Here is a 15,143-nt window from a genome sequence, read left to right on the forward strand (position 1 = left end):
GTCACTGTCTTTGGTGACTGAGGTCGCTCGCCCATCAGAAGAAGGGCGAGTCGCGAGAGTCGGTTAGGCCCGGCTCTTAATGTGGAAACTGAACGAGCGCGGTTAGGAAAAGCTTCTTCTACGCAATATCTTAGGGCGATTCGACAAAAATTGCACGGTTAGAGCTTGCGTCGAGGAATCAGTTTTTGTTAACCATATCTCGTCAGGATCCGAATCAGTTGTTCAAAGGCGTTTTGTGAGTGCCGCAAGTGCGGCCGACCTGACGCCCGGAGCGGCGACTATAGGGGACTGGCATGCGCGTTTTGCTGATTGAAGATGATAGCGCCGTCGCGCAGTCGATCGAATTGATGCTCAAATCCGAGAGTTTCAACGTCTACACGACGGATCTCGGTGAAGAAGGCGTCGATCTCGGCAAGCTTTACGACTACGACATCATCCTGCTCGACCTCAACCTGCCCGACATGTCCGGCTACGACGTGCTCAAGCAGCTCCGGGTTTCGAAGATCAAGACTCCCATTCTGATCCTCTCCGGCCTCGCCGGCATCGAGGACAAGGTCAAGGGTCTCGGCGTCGGCGCCGACGACTACATGACCAAACCCTTCCACAAGGACGAGCTGGTCGCCCGCATCCACGCGATCGTGCGCCGCTCCAAGGGTCACGCCCAGTCGGTCATCCAGACCGGCGATCTCGTGGTCAATCTGGACACCAAGACGGTCGAGGTCGGCGGTCAGCGCGTGCACCTCACCGGCAAGGAATACCAGATGCTGGAGCTGCTCTCGCTCCGCAAGGGCACCACGCTCACCAAGGAAATGTTCCTCAACCATCTCTACGGCGGCATGGATGAGCCGGAGCTGAAGATCATCGACGTCTTCATCTGCAAGCTCCGCAAGAAGCTCGCCAATGCCTCCGAGGGCCGCAATTTCATCGAGACCGTGTGGGGCCGCGGCTATGTGCTGCGCGAGCCGCACGAGGCCGACGAGCGCATTCCCGCCTGACCTTCTGGCCCGCAGCGTTCCGACTTCGCTTTCGACTTGAGCCCCGCCGCAAATGGCGGGGTTTTTGTTTTTAGGGCTTACGCCACCGGGATCGCGGTCAAAGCGGCGAGCAGATCCGCGCCCTTCGGAACGCCGAGCCCTGTGCAGGCGCTCCAGCCGGGGCCGGCATCGTAGCCCTTGCCGCCGACGCGGTTGTTGCCCTGCTCGACCACACGGAATGCGCCGGGGTTGGAATAGAGCGCAGCGTTGAGAAAGCCGATCTGCTCGCCGCGGGCGGCGATCGCAATCCCGACCAGGGCGGCCCATAGCGGTGTCGCAGCGCTGGTGCCGCTCATCGCCATCGCCTGTCCGTTGACGATGATGCGGTAGCCCGGGCTTGCCGCGGCCGCGCAGGCGACATCAGGGACACCGCGCCTGATAGCGCCGTCGTTCTGCGATTTCGGCAGCGTCAAATGCGACTGATAGTCGGGGACGGGAAACGCGTCGCTGATGCCGCCGCCGGTGCCGACCGTGCCGGCGTTCCAGACCGCCTCCGCTGCAGTCGACCCATTGCCCGCGGCAAGCATGGGCTGGGTGCCGCCGCAGCTCGTCGCATAGGGGCTCGAGGCGGGAAACCAGACATGAAGCTTGCCGTCGGTCAGGCCGCTCGTCGCGAGCTGATCACCGGAGGCGAACAGCACGCTGACGCGCAGCCGCGCGGCATCGGCCAGCACGGCCTGCATCGCGTCGCGCCCCGGTCCGGTCCAGTATTTCTCGGCACTGCCCCAGCTGACGGAGACCACCTGCGGCGCATGCTCTTCATCGAACACCGCCTGATGGATCGCGTCCGTCAGACCAGCGGCGGAGTTCTCGGCGAAGTAGACCACGATCTTGCTCTTCGGCAGCAAGCCGGCGAGCACCTGGAGATCGAGCGCGATCTCCTGATCGGCGACATCGTTAGTGCCGAAGCCGCCATTGCCGGTCGGCGGCACATTGACGACCACCGGCGGCGGCCGGTTCATGCCGGCCACCGCCATGGCGAGATCGCTCGCGAGATAGCCGCCGCCGAGTGCGATGATGCCGACGCAGATCGACGACACGTCGCGATCCAGCGGAATGCCGTAGAGGGCCGCGATGTCGGTCGGCCACAGCCCGCTGCCGCTGCCCATGTCGGCCTGGGCCTGCACAAGCGGCGTCCTGGTCCGCAGCGGCCGCTGATCGAAGCCGAGAATGGCGCGGGTCCACGGCGCGATCTCGCCCGGCACCGTCAGGCCGCCGACGCGGGCGCGAAACGCGCGCTCGCCATCGCGGTAAGTGCGAAGCGTCGCGCCGAAGATCTCGGCCATCTGCCGCGCCGTGCCTTCCAGCTCGACCGTGCGCGCGACCGGATCGCTGCGGCCGACGGTCAAGCCCCGCTCGGCTGCCAGCCGCACCACACGGGCGACGGCACGGGCATGGCTGCGATGGCGCTGGGTCGCGAGCTGTTGCCGCGTGATCGGCCTGGCGAGCCGGGCGAGATCACCGGCGCTGCCCGGCTGAAACTTGTCGGGGGTGCGCCTCTTGACATAGACCACGATGGGGATCCGCTCGTCGGGATCGACATCGCCGACCAGCGTCGCACCATCAGGCGCGGCGCGGTTGCTGCCCGCAAGCGGAACCCTGCGCTCGGAGGTGCCCGCCATCGCTGCGATCTCACTTGCCGCCACATGGCGTCGGCTGCACCGGAGTTTGCGTATCGTCGTAGGCGCAGAACGGGATCGACCACACGAAATCGGCCGAGGTCGCGATGCGGGTGAGACCGGGCTTGCCTTCGAAGATCGGCGGCTGGCCCGAGACCTTCCAGTACCATTCGGGCAATAGCGGCCCAAGCGGAGCGACCGGGCCATTCGGGCCGAACGAGAGGAATCCCGCCTGCGACGTGGGCGTCCCGTCGGCCTTGAAGACCGCGCGGCCGTGACAGGTGATGCAGGACGATGTTGCGACGAAGCCGTTCTCGGTGACGGAATTGCCGACCCTGATGTCGAGCCCGACACTGTCGACGAAATCGGCCTGTGATCCCTTCAGGCAATAGTTGCTGTAGACCGGATCGATATCCGCGCTCGACAACATCGCCGTCAATGCAGCCGTCTTCACGCAATCCGGATAACCCTGGCCGGCAGTCCGGTTCGACGGCACGAATGCGGTCTGCGCGCCGAAATTGTCACGACAGCCGATGATGTCGCAGCGACTCGGGTTGAACCGGTGCTCGAACGTCGCCCAGGTCCAGTTCGGCACCTGCTTGCTGATCACATGCATCGAGACCAGGGCGTACTGCACGCCGGCCGCGCTGTTGACGTGATAGAGCTGCGGCACCTGCGCCACCGTCACCTTGTTGTTGGTGAAGTTCGGAATCTCGCTGACTGGCATCCAATTGCCCTTCACCTCGATCGAATCGACTGGAAACGTCAGCGCCTTGCCGAACGCGGCCTTCAGGCCCGAGCGCTTGTAGAGATTGTTCTGCACGATGAAGTCGAACGTCGCCTTGTTGTGACGCGCTTCCTCCATCTCGCCCCGCGCGGCTCCGGGCGGCAGCGCCGGCAGCAAACCGCCGCTCTCCTGCACGCCCTCTAGCGCCACCTGTGGCAGGATCGGCGGGCGCAGCGCCGGCGGCGTCGCGGCCGCCGGAAACTGCGGATTGGGCTGGAACAGATCGGTATCGCTCGCCCAGGTCTCGAACGTCGAATTGCTGCCGCCGGCGCGGGTGTTGGCCTGGATGAAGAGCTGCCAGGCGACCTGATCCGGCGCGGTCATCGCCGGATTCGGCTGCGATTGCGCCGCGGCCGGCAGCGCGGGAAGCACAAGCAGACCACAGACGAGCAGCGTATCGATCGACCTTCTCATCTTGCTCTCCACGTCGGGTTCAAGGTTGGAATCCGTCCCCCATCCAGCTCGCATAGACATCGAGCGCGTCCTGCGACCATCGGTGACCGGGCGGCATGAAGCCGGACGACAGCGCGGCGAAGACGCGGCGTGCATTGGCGTGATCGGCAAAGTCATCATTAGCGGCCGGGTCGCAGATCCAGTCGGCGTCGCCGAGCCGAACGCCCTTTGGGGTCATGCAGGCGATGTCGCCCGGTCGAAACATCGGCAGGATGTCGTTGCCAAAGCTGGTCGTCATCGGGGCACCTAACCCATTCGCGACATGCACTTCTGGTTGCATATCGTATAGGCGACTATCGCGGGAGCCGCTGTGAAGCGGCTCACATCCCCGCGCCGCAATTTTCCGGCGGCCGTCCGCGGCCACCCGGAGCCCACAGGCTGGATCGAACCGAAGCTTCGCGAACCGCGACCAATCAGCTATAGGATGACCATCTAGGGCTGTTCGGGCGCATCACATGATCCTGCAATCCCTCGCCGGCCTGCCGGCGTTCCTGGTCTATTTCTGCACGGCGCTGATCGCCGTGGTCGCCTATCTCTTCGTCTACACCCGCGTCACCCCGCATGACGAATTCCAGCTGATCCGCGACAACGATCCGGCGGCGGCGATTGCGCTGGGCCTCAGCCTGCTCGGCTTCGTGCTGCCGGTGGTCAGCGCCATCGCCCATTCCGCCAATGTGGTGGATTGCCTGATCTGGAGCATCATCGCGCTGATCGTGCAGATCATCGTCTATTACATCGTGAAGATCCCGGTGCCGAACCTGTCGGCGCGGATCGCCTCCGGCGAGATGGCGGCGGCGATCTGGCTCGGGTTGTCCTCGCTGGCCGCAGGCGCGCTGAACGCGGCCTGCATGATCTACTGAGCCATTGAGCCGAACCATGGCGCGCAAACCAAACCAGGAATTCGGCAAACGGCGGCCAAGCGTGCCGGCGGTGGCGACGCGGCCGGAGCCGCCTTCCAAGCGCTCCAATCATGTCGCGCTGCTGATGATGGGCACGCTCGCAGTCGGCGGCGGCGCCTACGCGCTGATGCCGCGGCAGAATTGCCAACCCATCCAGGCGCCACCGGGCGTCACCGCGCCGGCCCCCCTGCAACCCGGCGCCGATTGCGCGCCGCGCAGTTCGTCGTCCGGGTCGGGCGGCAGCGGTGGTGGCGGCGGCTCGTCGCGCAGCAGCTTCTACAGCGGCAGCTCCTCGTCCGGCGGCTCTTCATCCTCGTCGGGCTCGTCGTCAAGCTCGTCGGTCAGCCGCGGCGGCTTCGGTTCGTTCGCGCATGCGTTCGGCTTCGGCGGTGGCTGACACGCACTTTGCCGTGTCGTCATGCGCTTTCGCTTGCTCGGCGATCGGAGCTGATGGACACTCGGCGCGCCTCCGTAGACGGCAAGGATCGCGTCCATGAAACGCTCGCGACGGGTCTGGCTGAAATTGATGGGAAGCGTCGCGATCGGCGCAGCTTCGATGGGCCTGACGCCAGGCCATGCCCGCAGTCAGCACCATGCGGGGCACAAAGCCAAGCGGAAGCCCGAGCAGATATCACCCTCCGGCGGCTTCGGCGGCGCGCCACGCACCATCGCCCACTACGACAACGGTCCCTCGCATGGCGGCGGCTGACATCGAGCTGACACGCATCGTCTGAAGATCACGGACCCCTTCATGCAACGCATCGTATGTTCCGAGCGCGACGATTGGCAGGCAACCGCCGAAAGCGCCGGATTCACTTTCCACACCATCGACGGTGAACGCTATTGGGACGAGCGCGCCTACTACGCCTTCACGCTCGACGAGATCGAGCGCGATATCGAGGCGCCGACCGGCGCGATCGACGCGATGTGCCTCGAGCTCGCCGGACGCGCGGTCAAGGATGAACAATATCTGCGCCGGCTGAAGATACCGGAAGCGTTCTGGGACCTGATCGCGGCGAGCTGGCGCCGCAAGGAGCCGAGCCTTTACGGCCGGCTCGACCTCAAATTCAGCGGCAGCGGCCCGGCCAAGCTGCTCGAATACAATGCCGACACGCCGACCTCGATCTTCGAGGCGGCGGTGTTTCAATGGACCTGGCTCGAACAGGCGATCGAACGCAACATCATCCCGAAGCGCGCCGACCAGTTCAACTCGATCCACGAGGCGCTGATCGAGGCCTGGAAGACGATCGGCGCGACCCACCCGCTCCATCTCACCGGACTGACCGGCAATGCCGAGGATGCCGGCACGCTCGCCTATCTCGAGGACACCGCGGCGCAGGCCGGGCTGAAGACCACGCTGCTCGACATCGAACAGATCGGGCTGCGCAATGACGGCCAGTTCGTCGACCTCGACGAAAGCCCGATCGCGCTCGCCTTCAAGCTCTATCCATGGGAGTGGATGTTCCACGACGCGTTCGGCAAGAACCTCAGCTCGGCGCCGACGCAATGGATCGAGCCGCCCTGGAAGGCGATCCTGTCCAACAAGGGCATCCTGCCGCTATTGTGGGAGATGTTCCCGAACCACCCCAATCTGCTGCCGGCCTATTTCGAGGACGACCCGCAGGCCGCGCAGCTCGGCACCTCGTTCGTGCGCAAGCCGATCTACTCGCGCGAGGGCGCCAATGTCGAACTGGTCAGCGCCGGCATCACGCTGGTCGCGGAGGAAGGCCCCTACGGCGCCGAGGGCTTCATCCGGCAGGCCCTCGCGCCGCTGCCGAATTTCTCCGGGCAGTACCCCGTTCTCGGCAGCTGGCTGGTCGACCACACGCCCTGCGGGCTATCGATCCGCGAGGACGAGAACCCGATCACCGGCAACACATCGCGCTTCCTGCCGCACGCGATTTTGTAGCTCAGAGTCGATGAGACGATCATAGCCCTTGCACCGTCGTCCTGAGGAGCCGCGAAGCGGCGTCTCGAAGGATCGACGGCCCATCTGGTGGCCGTGCATCCTTCGAGACGCGCTACGCGCTCCTCAGGATGACGGATCACGCAGCTACGCGCTGGAAAGAGCCGGCCTCAGCGCGCCGCGGACGCAACCGCCTTCAGTACATGCGCGGCGCCGGCGCGCGCGACTGGCGCGGTGCTGGGCTGATAGAGCCCGCGGCGGTCCGGATAAGGCCTGAACAGATTGGTGATGCCGACCACGGATTCCGCCGCGCCAAGCGCCAGCACGCCATCGGGCTCGAGCATCCGGGAGATCTTGCTGAAGATCGAGGCCTTGGTCTGCTGATCGAAATAGATCAGCACGTTGCGGCAGAAGATCACGTCGAAGGTGCCGAGATGCGAAATGTCCTGCAGCAGATTGAGCTGGCGGTGCTGCACCATGCCGCGGATATCGGCGTTGAGCTGCCAGAGCTCGCCCTTCTGCACGAAGTGCTTGACCAGCAGCTGGATCGGCAGGCCGCGCTGCACCTCGAACTGGCTGAACAGGCCGGCCTTCGACTTTTCCAGCACCGCCTGCGACAGGTCGGTGGCGACGATCTCGATGCGCCAGCCGGCGAACAGCGCGGTCATTTCCTTCAGCAGCATCGCGATCGAATAGGGCTCCTGCCCGGTCGACGACGCCGCGCACCAGACGCGCAGGCTGCGGCGCGCGGCACGGGCCTGCGCCAGCGCCGGCAGCACCGCCTCCTTCAGATGGTCGAACGGTATCTTGTCGCGAAAGAAGAAGGTCTCGTTGGTGGTCATCGCCTCGACCACCTCCGACGTCAGCATCTCGGCGCCGCCCTTCATCTTCTGGACGAGCTCGGGAATGCCGGCGAGGTTCGACCGGCGCGCCAGGGGCAGCAGGCGGCTCTCGACGAGATATTGCTTGTCGGCCGACAGATCGAGGCCGGAACGTTCCTTCAGCAGCTTGCGCAGATACTCGTAGTCCAACGGCGTCACGAACGGTCTCCGGCAAACACGCGAACAAGCTTCGATGCGATCTGATTGAGCGGCAGCACGGCGGCGCAGATGCCGGCATTGACCGCGGCACCAGGCATGCCCCACACCACGCTGCTCGCTTCGTCCTGGGCGATCACGCTGCCGCCGGCAGCGACGATGTCCTTGCCGCCGCGCATGCCGTCGGAGCCCATGCCGGTCAGGATCACCGACATGATGCTGCCCTGCCAGACATCGATCGCGGAGGTGAACATCGGATCCACCGCGGGCTTGCAGAAATTGACCGGCGGCCCGTCGTCGAGCGCGATCGTGGCATCGATGCCGTGACGGGCGATGCGCATGTGGCGTCCGCCCGGCGCCAGATAGATCCGACCCGGCTTGATGCTCTCGCCGTCGATCCCCTCATGCGCCGGCCGCTTGCTGGTGCGCGCCAGATGCTCGGCGAGAATGGTGGTGAAGGTCGGCGGCATGTGCTGGGTGATCAGCACCGGGACGCGATCGATCACGGGGCCGATCTCTGCGACCAGCGTCATCAGCGCCTGCGGGCCACCGGTGGAGGAGCCGATCAGCAGCACCTTCGGCTGCAGCAGGCCGAACGAACGGCGCGCGACCTGGACGGGCGCCGCGGCGGGAGGCAGCCCCGGGCGCTGCTTGTCGTGCCCGGGCGCAAGCGGCGGGCTCACCGCCGTATGCACCGTGCTGCGCCGCGCCTTGGCGCCGAGATGACGGATCTTCTGGATCAGGTCGTGGCGGAAGGTTTCCGCGGCGGTCGCCTCGCGCGTGCTCTCCGGCTTCGGAATGTAGTCGGACGCGCCGAGCGACAGCGCCTTCAGGCTGATCTCCGCATTGCGGCGGGTCAGCGTGGAAGCCATGATGATGACGAGGTCGCGCTTCTTCGCCAGCAGCTGCGGCAGCGCCGAGATGCCGTCGAGGTCCGGCATCTCGATATCGAGCACCGCAACGTCTGGGTTGAAGCGCTCGAGCTGGTTCACCGCATCGAGGCCGGTGCGCAGCGAGGCCACGACCTCCATGTCGGGTTCGGCGCCGATCCAGCGCGAGATCATCCCTCGGATGACCACGGAATCGTCGACGACCATCACCCGCACCTTGTCGGAACGGGTCGAGGTCGGGACCGCAGTACTTGTCAACGCAACACTCATGACTTCACCAGCGACGCAACACGACGCACAACAACCGTTGAGCCGAAGGCCTCTGCCGCCGGATCGAACGTAGACTTAAATCAAGCCGACTTCCTGGAACTTCGCGGTGACGATGTCCCGGTCGAACGGCTTCATGATGTATTCGTTGGCACCGGCATGCAGCGCGCGTGCGATATGCGCGACGTCATTCTCGGTGGTGCAGAATACGACCTTCGGCTGATCGCCGCCGGGCATGCGGCGGAGATTGCCAAGGAACTCGTAGCCGTCCATCACCGGCATGTTCCAGTCGAGCAGCACAGCCTCGGGCATCGCGCGCTTGCAGGCCTCGAGCGCCTTGGCGCCGTCCTCGGCCTCGACGATCTGGAAATCGAGCCCTTCCAGGATACGGCGGGCAACCTTGCGAATGACGCTTGAGTCATCGACAACAAGACACGTTCTCATCTGCGACCTCTACTTCCTCATCCCCGGCGGGATGTTTCAGTTCTTCGATTCAGTCGGCCCGTCTCAGGCCGCTTTGGCATCAGGCACCAGTTCGAGCACGCGATCGACATCGAGGACGACCATGAGCTGGCCGTCGAGGCGGTGGACGCCGCCGGCGAGCCTGGCCATGCGGGGATCGAGGTTGACCGGATTGTCCTGACGGCTGTCGTCGGGCAGCCGCAAGACTTCACCGATCTGGTCGATCAGCAGGCCATAGGATTCGCCGCGCTGGTCGACCCCGACCGCCATCGGCGGCTTGCCGTCGTCGGCCTTCGGCAGGCCGAGCCGGGCCCGCATGTCGACCACGGTGACGATGCGGCCGCGCAGATTGAGCACGCCGGCGATCTCGCTGGAGGCCAGCGGCACCCGCGTCAGCCGCTCCGGCATGAACACGTCCTGCACCCGCGAGATCGGCAGCCCGAACAGCTGCCCGCCGATCACGGCGGTGACGTATTCGGCCATCGCGCCTTCACTGGTCTCGGTCTTGCTGCTCATCGATCCTGTTCCTTCAAGTCCTTTGTTTTGAGCATGATCCGATCGGAAAACCGGTTCCCACTTTTCCGGATCATGCTCTAAGCCGCCCGGCGCAGTTCGGCGGTCTGCTCTTTCAGCGCCGCGATCAGCCCGGGACGATCGAACTTGGCGACATAGTCGTGGAAGCCGGCCTGCCGGCCGCGCTCGATCGCCGCCGGCGACACCATCGCCGACAGCGCGATGATCGGCAGCCCGGTGAGGTTGTGGTCAGATCGGATGTTCTCGGCGAACTCAAAGCCGTTCATCTCGGGCATCTCGATGTCGGTCAGCACGACGTCGAAGGCCTGCCCCGAGCGCAGCGCGGCGAGCCCTTCCTGCGCGTTCGGCGCGGTCCGCACCTTGTAGCCGGCGGCCTTCAGCACCGGTGCCAGCATGTTGCGGAAGAACGCTGAGTCGTCGACCAGCAGCACCGACTGCGCCGAGGCCGACGGGCGCATCTCCTTGCGCGAGAACCAGTCGGCAAACGCCATCGGCAGGAAGTGGCCGACGTCGATCACCTCGGTGGCCTGGCCCTTGATCACGGCCGAACCCAGAATGCCGTCCTGCGAGCCCGCGACCTCGATGTTGAGCCGCTCCTCGACGATGTCGATGATCTCGTCGACCACGAGCCCCATCGAGCGGCCGTCGTCGGCGAACACCAGGATCGGCTGCGCGCCCTGGGTCTGCACCTCGACGCCTATCATCTGCACCAGCGGCATCAGCTGTTCGCGGTACTGCACCATGTAGCGGCCGTTGGAGAGCTCGATCTTGTCGGTTGCGATCTCCTCCAGCCGGGTGACGAGGCCGAGCGGCACCGCCTTGGGCTGGCTCGAGCCGGCGCGGAACACCAAAAGCGAGGTCAGCTGCTCGCCGCTCGAGGCATGCGCCGCGGCATTGTCGTCGGCCATGTCATGGGCCGAGGAGCCGGACGCGCCGAGCGCCTTGGCGATCCCGTTGGGGTCGATGATCATGATCACAGCGCCATCGCCCAAAATGGTGTTGCCGGAGAACATGTCGATGTGCCGCAGTTTGGTCGACATCGGCTTGACCACGATCTCCTCGGTGTGGAACACACCGTCGACCACGATGCCGAAGGTCTGGCTACCGACTTGCGTGACCACGATGAAGCCGTTCTCGGCATCCGAGGTGGCACCGTCGTCGATCTTGAGCAGCTTCTTGAGGTGGATCAGCGGCAGCAGCTTGTTGCGCAGCCGCAAGACTGCGGTGTCCTTGATCCGCTCGATGCGGTGCTCGGAGTTGGCGCGGGCCCGCACCAGCTCGACCACAGACAATTGGGGGATCGCAAAACGGTCGCCGCCGGCTTCCACGATCAGGGCGGAGACGATGGCCAGGGTCAGCGGAATCTTGATGGTGACCGAGGCGCCCTCGCCGGCCACGCTCTTGATGTCGATGGTGCCGCCGATCTGGTCGATATTGGTGCGCACCACGTCCATGCCGACGCCGCGGCCGGACACCGAGGTCACTTGCGCCGCGGTCGAGAAGCCTGGCGCGAAGATGAACTTGTGGATCTGGGCCTCAGTCATCTTCTCCAGTTCAGCCTCGGTGACGAGACCGTTCTGGAGCGCCTTGGCCTTGATCCGCTCGGTGTTGAGCCCGCGGCCATTGTCGGCGATGCAGATGATGATGTGGCCGCCCTCGTGATAGGCGCTTAGGCGAATGGTGCCCTGTTCGGGCTTGCCGGCCGCGACCCGCTCGGCGGTGGTCTCGAGGCCATGATCGGCGGAGTTGCGCACCATGTGCGTCAACGGATCCTTGATCAGGTCGAGCACCTGGCGGTCGAGCTCGGTGTCGGCGCCGTGCATTTCCAATTCAATTTGCTTGCCGAGTTCGCCGGAGAGATCGCGGACGATGCGCGGCAGCTTCTGCCAGGCATTGCCGATCGGCTGCATGCGCGTCTTCATGACGCCTTCCTGCAGCTCGGCGGTGACGTTGGAGAGCCGCTGCAGCGGCACCTTGAACTCGGTGTCCTCGTTGCGCCGCGAGATCTCCAAAAGCTGGTTGCGGGTCAGGACCAGCTCGGAGACCATGGTCATGAGGTGTTCGAGGGTATCGACGTTGACCCGGATCGACTGGTTGGCGATCTTGTCGCCTTCCTGGACATCCTCGGCGGCGGCCTTGCGGGCCGGCTTCTTCGCGGCTTCAGCCGGCTCGGCGGCGGGCGCAGCGGCGGCGGGCTTTGCGACCGGCGCGGGCGCCGGTGCTGCGACTTCGATCTCGGTCTCGCGGAAGGCGCGCTCGAGCTCGTCGAGCGAGACCTCGCCCGGGCGCAGCGGGCGCTCCAGCGTCTGCACCACCAGCGTGCCTTCAGTCATCGCCGCTTGCACGGATGGAGATTCAACGACAGGCACATCTTCTTCAGCAGCAGCCATCGCGGCCATGCCGTGCTCGACCATCGCCTCCAGCTGATCAATCAGGTCGCGGTCGTTGCCCTCCGGCTCGGCCTCGGTCGCCTCGAGCCCGCCGAGGATCTCCTTGATGCGGTCGATCGAGGACAGGATCAGCGTCACGGCTTCCGCCTTCACCGGCATGCCGTCGCGGAATTTGCCCATCAGGGTCTCGCCGGCATGCGCCAGCGCTTCCAGCCGCGGCAGCCCGAGGAAGCCGCAGGTCCCCTTGATCGTGTGCACAAGCCGGAAAATGTTATCCAGGATCTTCGCGTTGTTCGGATCCTGCTCGAACTGCACCAGCTGGTTGTCGACCGTGTCCAGGCTCTCGCTGCTCTCCGTCAGGAACTCGCGCAACAGATCGTCCATGAAACCAACCTTCGAAAAACGCCGAAAACGCTGCGGCGCGCGACATCGACGCGCCGGCCGGAACTTAGGTCAGCTTCTCCGCAAAGCGTTTAAGTTTGGTTGAGTAATTGGAAAAGAACGGGATCAACAAAGAGATAAGACCGCACGATCGAATCGCGCGGCCGGTCGTAACCTTTGCTTAATGATGTTCCCGCAGCCGCGTTCAGGACGCTGCGATAATGACCTTGTCGCCGTCGAGCACGAGCGTCACTTTCAACCCGCAGGCTTCGGCCAGTAGGCGCGTGTAATGCGGCTGCACGGCATGCGCATCGACCGTGTTCGACGAGCTTGCATTGAGCAGGTCGACGATGTTCTGCGGCACCCGCGCATGGAGGCCCGCGGCCAGGATGCGGAAGCTCATTGTCTCGCCCTCGCCGACCGGATCGATGGTGAGCGTTCCGCCGCGCGGGATGGTCTGCTGCGCGATGACCAGCATGTTCAACAGCAGCTTGACCCGGTTCTTGGGCAGCAGCAGCCGCGGCAAATTCCAGGTCAGCGTCACCTTGCCGTCCTCGATATGCCCCTTCGCCATGTTCTGGGCATCGCCGAGGTCGATCTGCGCGCCGGAGGAACCCGCGGCACCGAACGCCAGCCGGCAGAACTGCAGCCGCGCCGAAGCGGTCTTGGCGCTCTTGCGGATCAGATCGAGCGCGAAGTCGCGGTCTTCGGGCTTGGGATTGTCGTCAAGGACCTCAAGCCCATTGACGATCGCGCCGACCGGACTGATGAGATCGTGACAGACCCGCGAGCACAACAGCGCTGCGAGTTCGAGTGCATCGGGAGCGGGACCGGGAGACGAAGTGCCAGACATCAATTGTTTCCTGGAAAGCCGCACGCCGCGGGAGGAGTGCGAATCACGCATGCCTGTCGGCTTGATACACCGCGCAGACGGATGCTGCCAGCTTGCGGCGGGACTGATAAAGCATGATCCGGAAGCGCGGAAACCGGTTTTCCGAAAAGATCACGCTCAAACAAGGAGATGAGCTCATGATGCGATGCTTTGTCATCGCATCATGATCTCAGGGAATACAAACAGGATATGAGACCCGCCCATGAATAAGGCACAGCCGTCCCTGATCGGCTGCGAAGCCGCCGCCACGCTGCTCGAATCGTTGACCGAACTGGTGATCCAGGCCGGCGGGGCGATTCTTGCGGTCAACCGATCCGCCATGAACGTCACAGGCAAGAGTGACGGATCGCCGGTCACCGAGGCCGATCTCGCCGCCGACCACATCATCGTCGAAGGGCTGACGCGGCTGACGCCGCATGTGTCGCTGCTGTCGGAGGAGCGCGTCCATCTGGCGACGCCGCCCTACAAGGACAGTTTCTTCCTGATCGATCCGCTCGATGGCACCAAGGAGTTCGTCGCCGGCCGTAACGAGTTCACCGTCAATGTGGCGCTGGTCACGCAGGGCGTGCCGCTGCTCGGCATCGTCGGTGCGCCCGCGCTGGGGCTGATCTGGCGCGGCATCGTCGGCAAGGGTGCTGAGCGGTTGACGCTGCAGAACGGCGCGGTTTCGCAGGCGGTGCCGATCAAGACCCGTCCCTGCCCGCCACGCGGCGCGCCCTGGACCGTTGCGGTCAGCCGCTCACACGGCGATGCACGCACCGAGGCCTTCATCGACGAACGCGGCGGCGCGGTCCGCGCCGTGCTGGGCTCGGCGGTCAAGTTCGGCCGTGTCGCCGAGGGCGAGGTCGATATCTATCCGCGTCTGTCGCCCACATCCGAATGGGATGTGGCGGCCGGTCACGCGGTCGTGGTTGCGGCCGGCGGCAAGGTCACCGATTCGAAGGGGCGCCAATTGCATTTCGGGCTCGGCCGCGAAGACTTTCTGGTGCCGGAATTCATCGCGTGGGGCGACCCGGCTGCAGCATTGTGATTATTGCGCGAGACTTTCTTCCAGCTCCGGCCAGCGCGCCGCGGCTTCCTTCAGGAAGCGCGCGGGATCGGCGGCGAAGGCGTCGCGGCTGTGTTCCCGGTTGAACAGATAAAGCCTGTTCCCGACGACGGCCCAGAACCGCGGATTGCCCGCGCAGGTGACTCCCCGCACCAGATCGGTCGGATCATAGCCGCCGAACTGCGGGCCATAGATTTCAGGATGCGCCACGAACGAGGCGCGGTTGCCTTCGTTGCGGAAACGCCAGACCACGCCGCTTTCAGCAGCCTCATATTCCGGCCGTCCCTGGGTGGCGGCGGCATCGGTGAAATAGGCGACGGGATCGAATCCCTCGATCGCGAGGCCAGAGTAGCGGTTCGTCACCACGCGCTCGGTCGTCGTGGCCTGAACAGGCAAAGAGGGCCCGATGGCCGTCAAAATGCCCGCCAACAGGCCGAAAAACGCCATGCCCCGGCACGATCCATATCTTTCCTGCCGTTGTGCCGTCATAGTTGATACCGATAACATCCGAGTCGAGGGGACACTGGGCGCAACCTAGAGCCGT

At 64.9% G+C, this 15,143-nt stretch carries 16 protein-coding genes; 6 read left to right on the forward strand and 10 right to left on the reverse strand.

From position 1 onward, the window contains the following. The first annotated feature begins 293 nt into the window (after positions 1-293). Positions 294-995, forward strand: coding sequence for a response regulator transcription factor CtrA (gene ctrA, locus ACVIGB_RS19995; RefSeq protein WP_016848562.1), 702 nt, complete (start codon positions 294-296; stop codon positions 993-995). A 77-nt stretch (positions 996-1,072) separates the two neighbouring features. Here the strand turns inward: ctrA and ACVIGB_RS20000 are convergent, their stop codons facing one another. The 3 genes from ACVIGB_RS20000 to ACVIGB_RS20010 are packed head-to-tail and all read right to left on the reverse strand — an operon-like array spanning position 1,073 to position 4,131. Then, positions 1,073-2,656, reverse strand: coding sequence for a S53 family peptidase (locus ACVIGB_RS20000; RefSeq protein WP_456721352.1), 1,584 nt, complete (start codon positions 2,654-2,656; stop codon positions 1,073-1,075). Positions 2,657-2,666: 10 nt separating this feature from the next. After that, positions 2,667-3,854 carry a hypothetical protein gene (locus ACVIGB_RS20005; protein ID WP_456721351.1) on the reverse strand — a complete coding sequence of 396 codons (1,188 nt, stop codon included), beginning with the start codon at positions 3,852-3,854 and terminating at the stop codon, positions 2,667-2,669. 19 nt (positions 3,855-3,873) lie between these two features. After that, positions 3,874-4,131 carry a hypothetical protein gene (locus tag ACVIGB_RS20010; RefSeq protein ID WP_092116416.1) on the reverse strand — a complete coding sequence of 86 codons (258 nt, stop codon included), beginning with the start codon at positions 4,129-4,131 and terminating at the stop codon, positions 3,874-3,876. A gap of 217 nt (positions 4,132-4,348) precedes the next feature. Here ACVIGB_RS20010 and ACVIGB_RS20015 point away from each other — a divergent pair, with 217 nt between their 5' ends. The 4 genes from ACVIGB_RS20015 (at position 4,349) to ACVIGB_RS20030 (ending at position 6,701) form a co-directional block, all read left to right on the forward strand. Continuing rightward, positions 4,349-4,753, forward strand: coding sequence for a DUF350 domain-containing protein (locus tag ACVIGB_RS20015; RefSeq protein WP_024583958.1), 405 nt, complete (start codon positions 4,349-4,351; stop codon positions 4,751-4,753). A 16-nt stretch (positions 4,754-4,769) separates the two neighbouring features. Continuing rightward, on the forward strand, positions 4,770-5,189 hold the full coding sequence (locus ACVIGB_RS20020; protein WP_456721350.1) for a hypothetical protein: 420 nt from the start codon (positions 4,770-4,772) through the stop codon (positions 5,187-5,189). Positions 5,190-5,285: 96 nt separating this feature from the next. Continuing rightward, positions 5,286-5,501 carry a hypothetical protein gene (locus ACVIGB_RS20025; RefSeq protein WP_456721349.1) on the forward strand — a complete coding sequence of 72 codons (216 nt, stop codon included), beginning with the start codon at positions 5,286-5,288 and terminating at the stop codon, positions 5,499-5,501. A gap of 42 nt (positions 5,502-5,543) precedes the next feature. Further along, a complete protein-coding gene (locus tag ACVIGB_RS20030) occupies positions 5,544-6,701 on the forward strand; it encodes a glutathionylspermidine synthase family protein (RefSeq protein WP_456721348.1) in 1,158 nt (385 codons plus the stop codon). 167 nt (positions 6,702-6,868) lie between these two features. Here the strand turns inward: ACVIGB_RS20030 and ACVIGB_RS20035 are convergent, their stop codons facing one another. From ACVIGB_RS20035 to chpT, 6 genes are all read right to left on the reverse strand, one after another. Then, positions 6,869-7,738, reverse strand: coding sequence for a CheR family methyltransferase (locus ACVIGB_RS20035; RefSeq protein WP_456721347.1), 870 nt, complete (start codon positions 7,736-7,738; stop codon positions 6,869-6,871). Further along, positions 7,735-8,895: a protein-glutamate methylesterase/protein-glutamine glutaminase gene (locus ACVIGB_RS20040; protein WP_456721346.1), complete on the reverse strand. Its 1,161-nt coding sequence runs from the start codon at positions 8,893-8,895 to the stop codon at positions 7,735-7,737. Before ACVIGB_RS20040 ends, ACVIGB_RS20035 begins: the two co-directional genes overlap by 4 nt. Before the next feature lie 75 nt (positions 8,896-8,970). Next, a complete protein-coding gene (locus ACVIGB_RS20045; RefSeq protein WP_018273268.1) occupies positions 8,971-9,336 on the reverse strand; it encodes a response regulator in 366 nt (121 codons plus the stop codon). Between the two features lie 63 nt (positions 9,337-9,399). After that, positions 9,400-9,870, reverse strand: a complete 471-nt coding sequence (locus ACVIGB_RS20050; RefSeq protein WP_092116429.1) for a chemotaxis protein CheW — start codon at positions 9,868-9,870, stop codon at positions 9,400-9,402. 77 nt (positions 9,871-9,947) lie between these two features. Next, entirely contained in the window at positions 9,948-12,662 is a 2,715-nt protein-coding gene (locus ACVIGB_RS20055) for a hybrid sensor histidine kinase/response regulator (protein WP_456721345.1), read from the reverse strand. A 202-nt stretch (positions 12,663-12,864) separates the two neighbouring features. Then, positions 12,865-13,512 carry a histidine phosphotransferase ChpT gene (gene chpT, locus ACVIGB_RS20060; protein WP_092116433.1) on the reverse strand — a complete coding sequence of 216 codons (648 nt, stop codon included), beginning with the start codon at positions 13,510-13,512 and terminating at the stop codon, positions 12,865-12,867. Between the two features lie 241 nt (positions 13,513-13,753). Here chpT and cysQ point away from each other — a divergent pair, with 241 nt between their 5' ends. Then, positions 13,754-14,581 (forward strand): 3'(2'),5'-bisphosphate nucleotidase CysQ, encoded by an 828-nt coding sequence (gene cysQ, locus ACVIGB_RS20065; protein WP_456721344.1) that lies wholly within the window; start codon positions 13,754-13,756, stop codon positions 14,579-14,581. On the opposite strand, the gene ACVIGB_RS20070 is transcribed toward cysQ, so the two are convergent. Next, entirely contained in the window at positions 14,582-15,046 is a 465-nt protein-coding gene (locus tag ACVIGB_RS20070; RefSeq protein WP_092116437.1) for a YHS domain-containing (seleno)protein, read from the reverse strand. It abuts the gene before it with no gap. Positions 15,047-15,143: the final 97 nt, after the last annotated feature.

The sequence above is a fragment of the Bradyrhizobium sp. USDA 4341 genome (genome assembly GCF_054063755.1).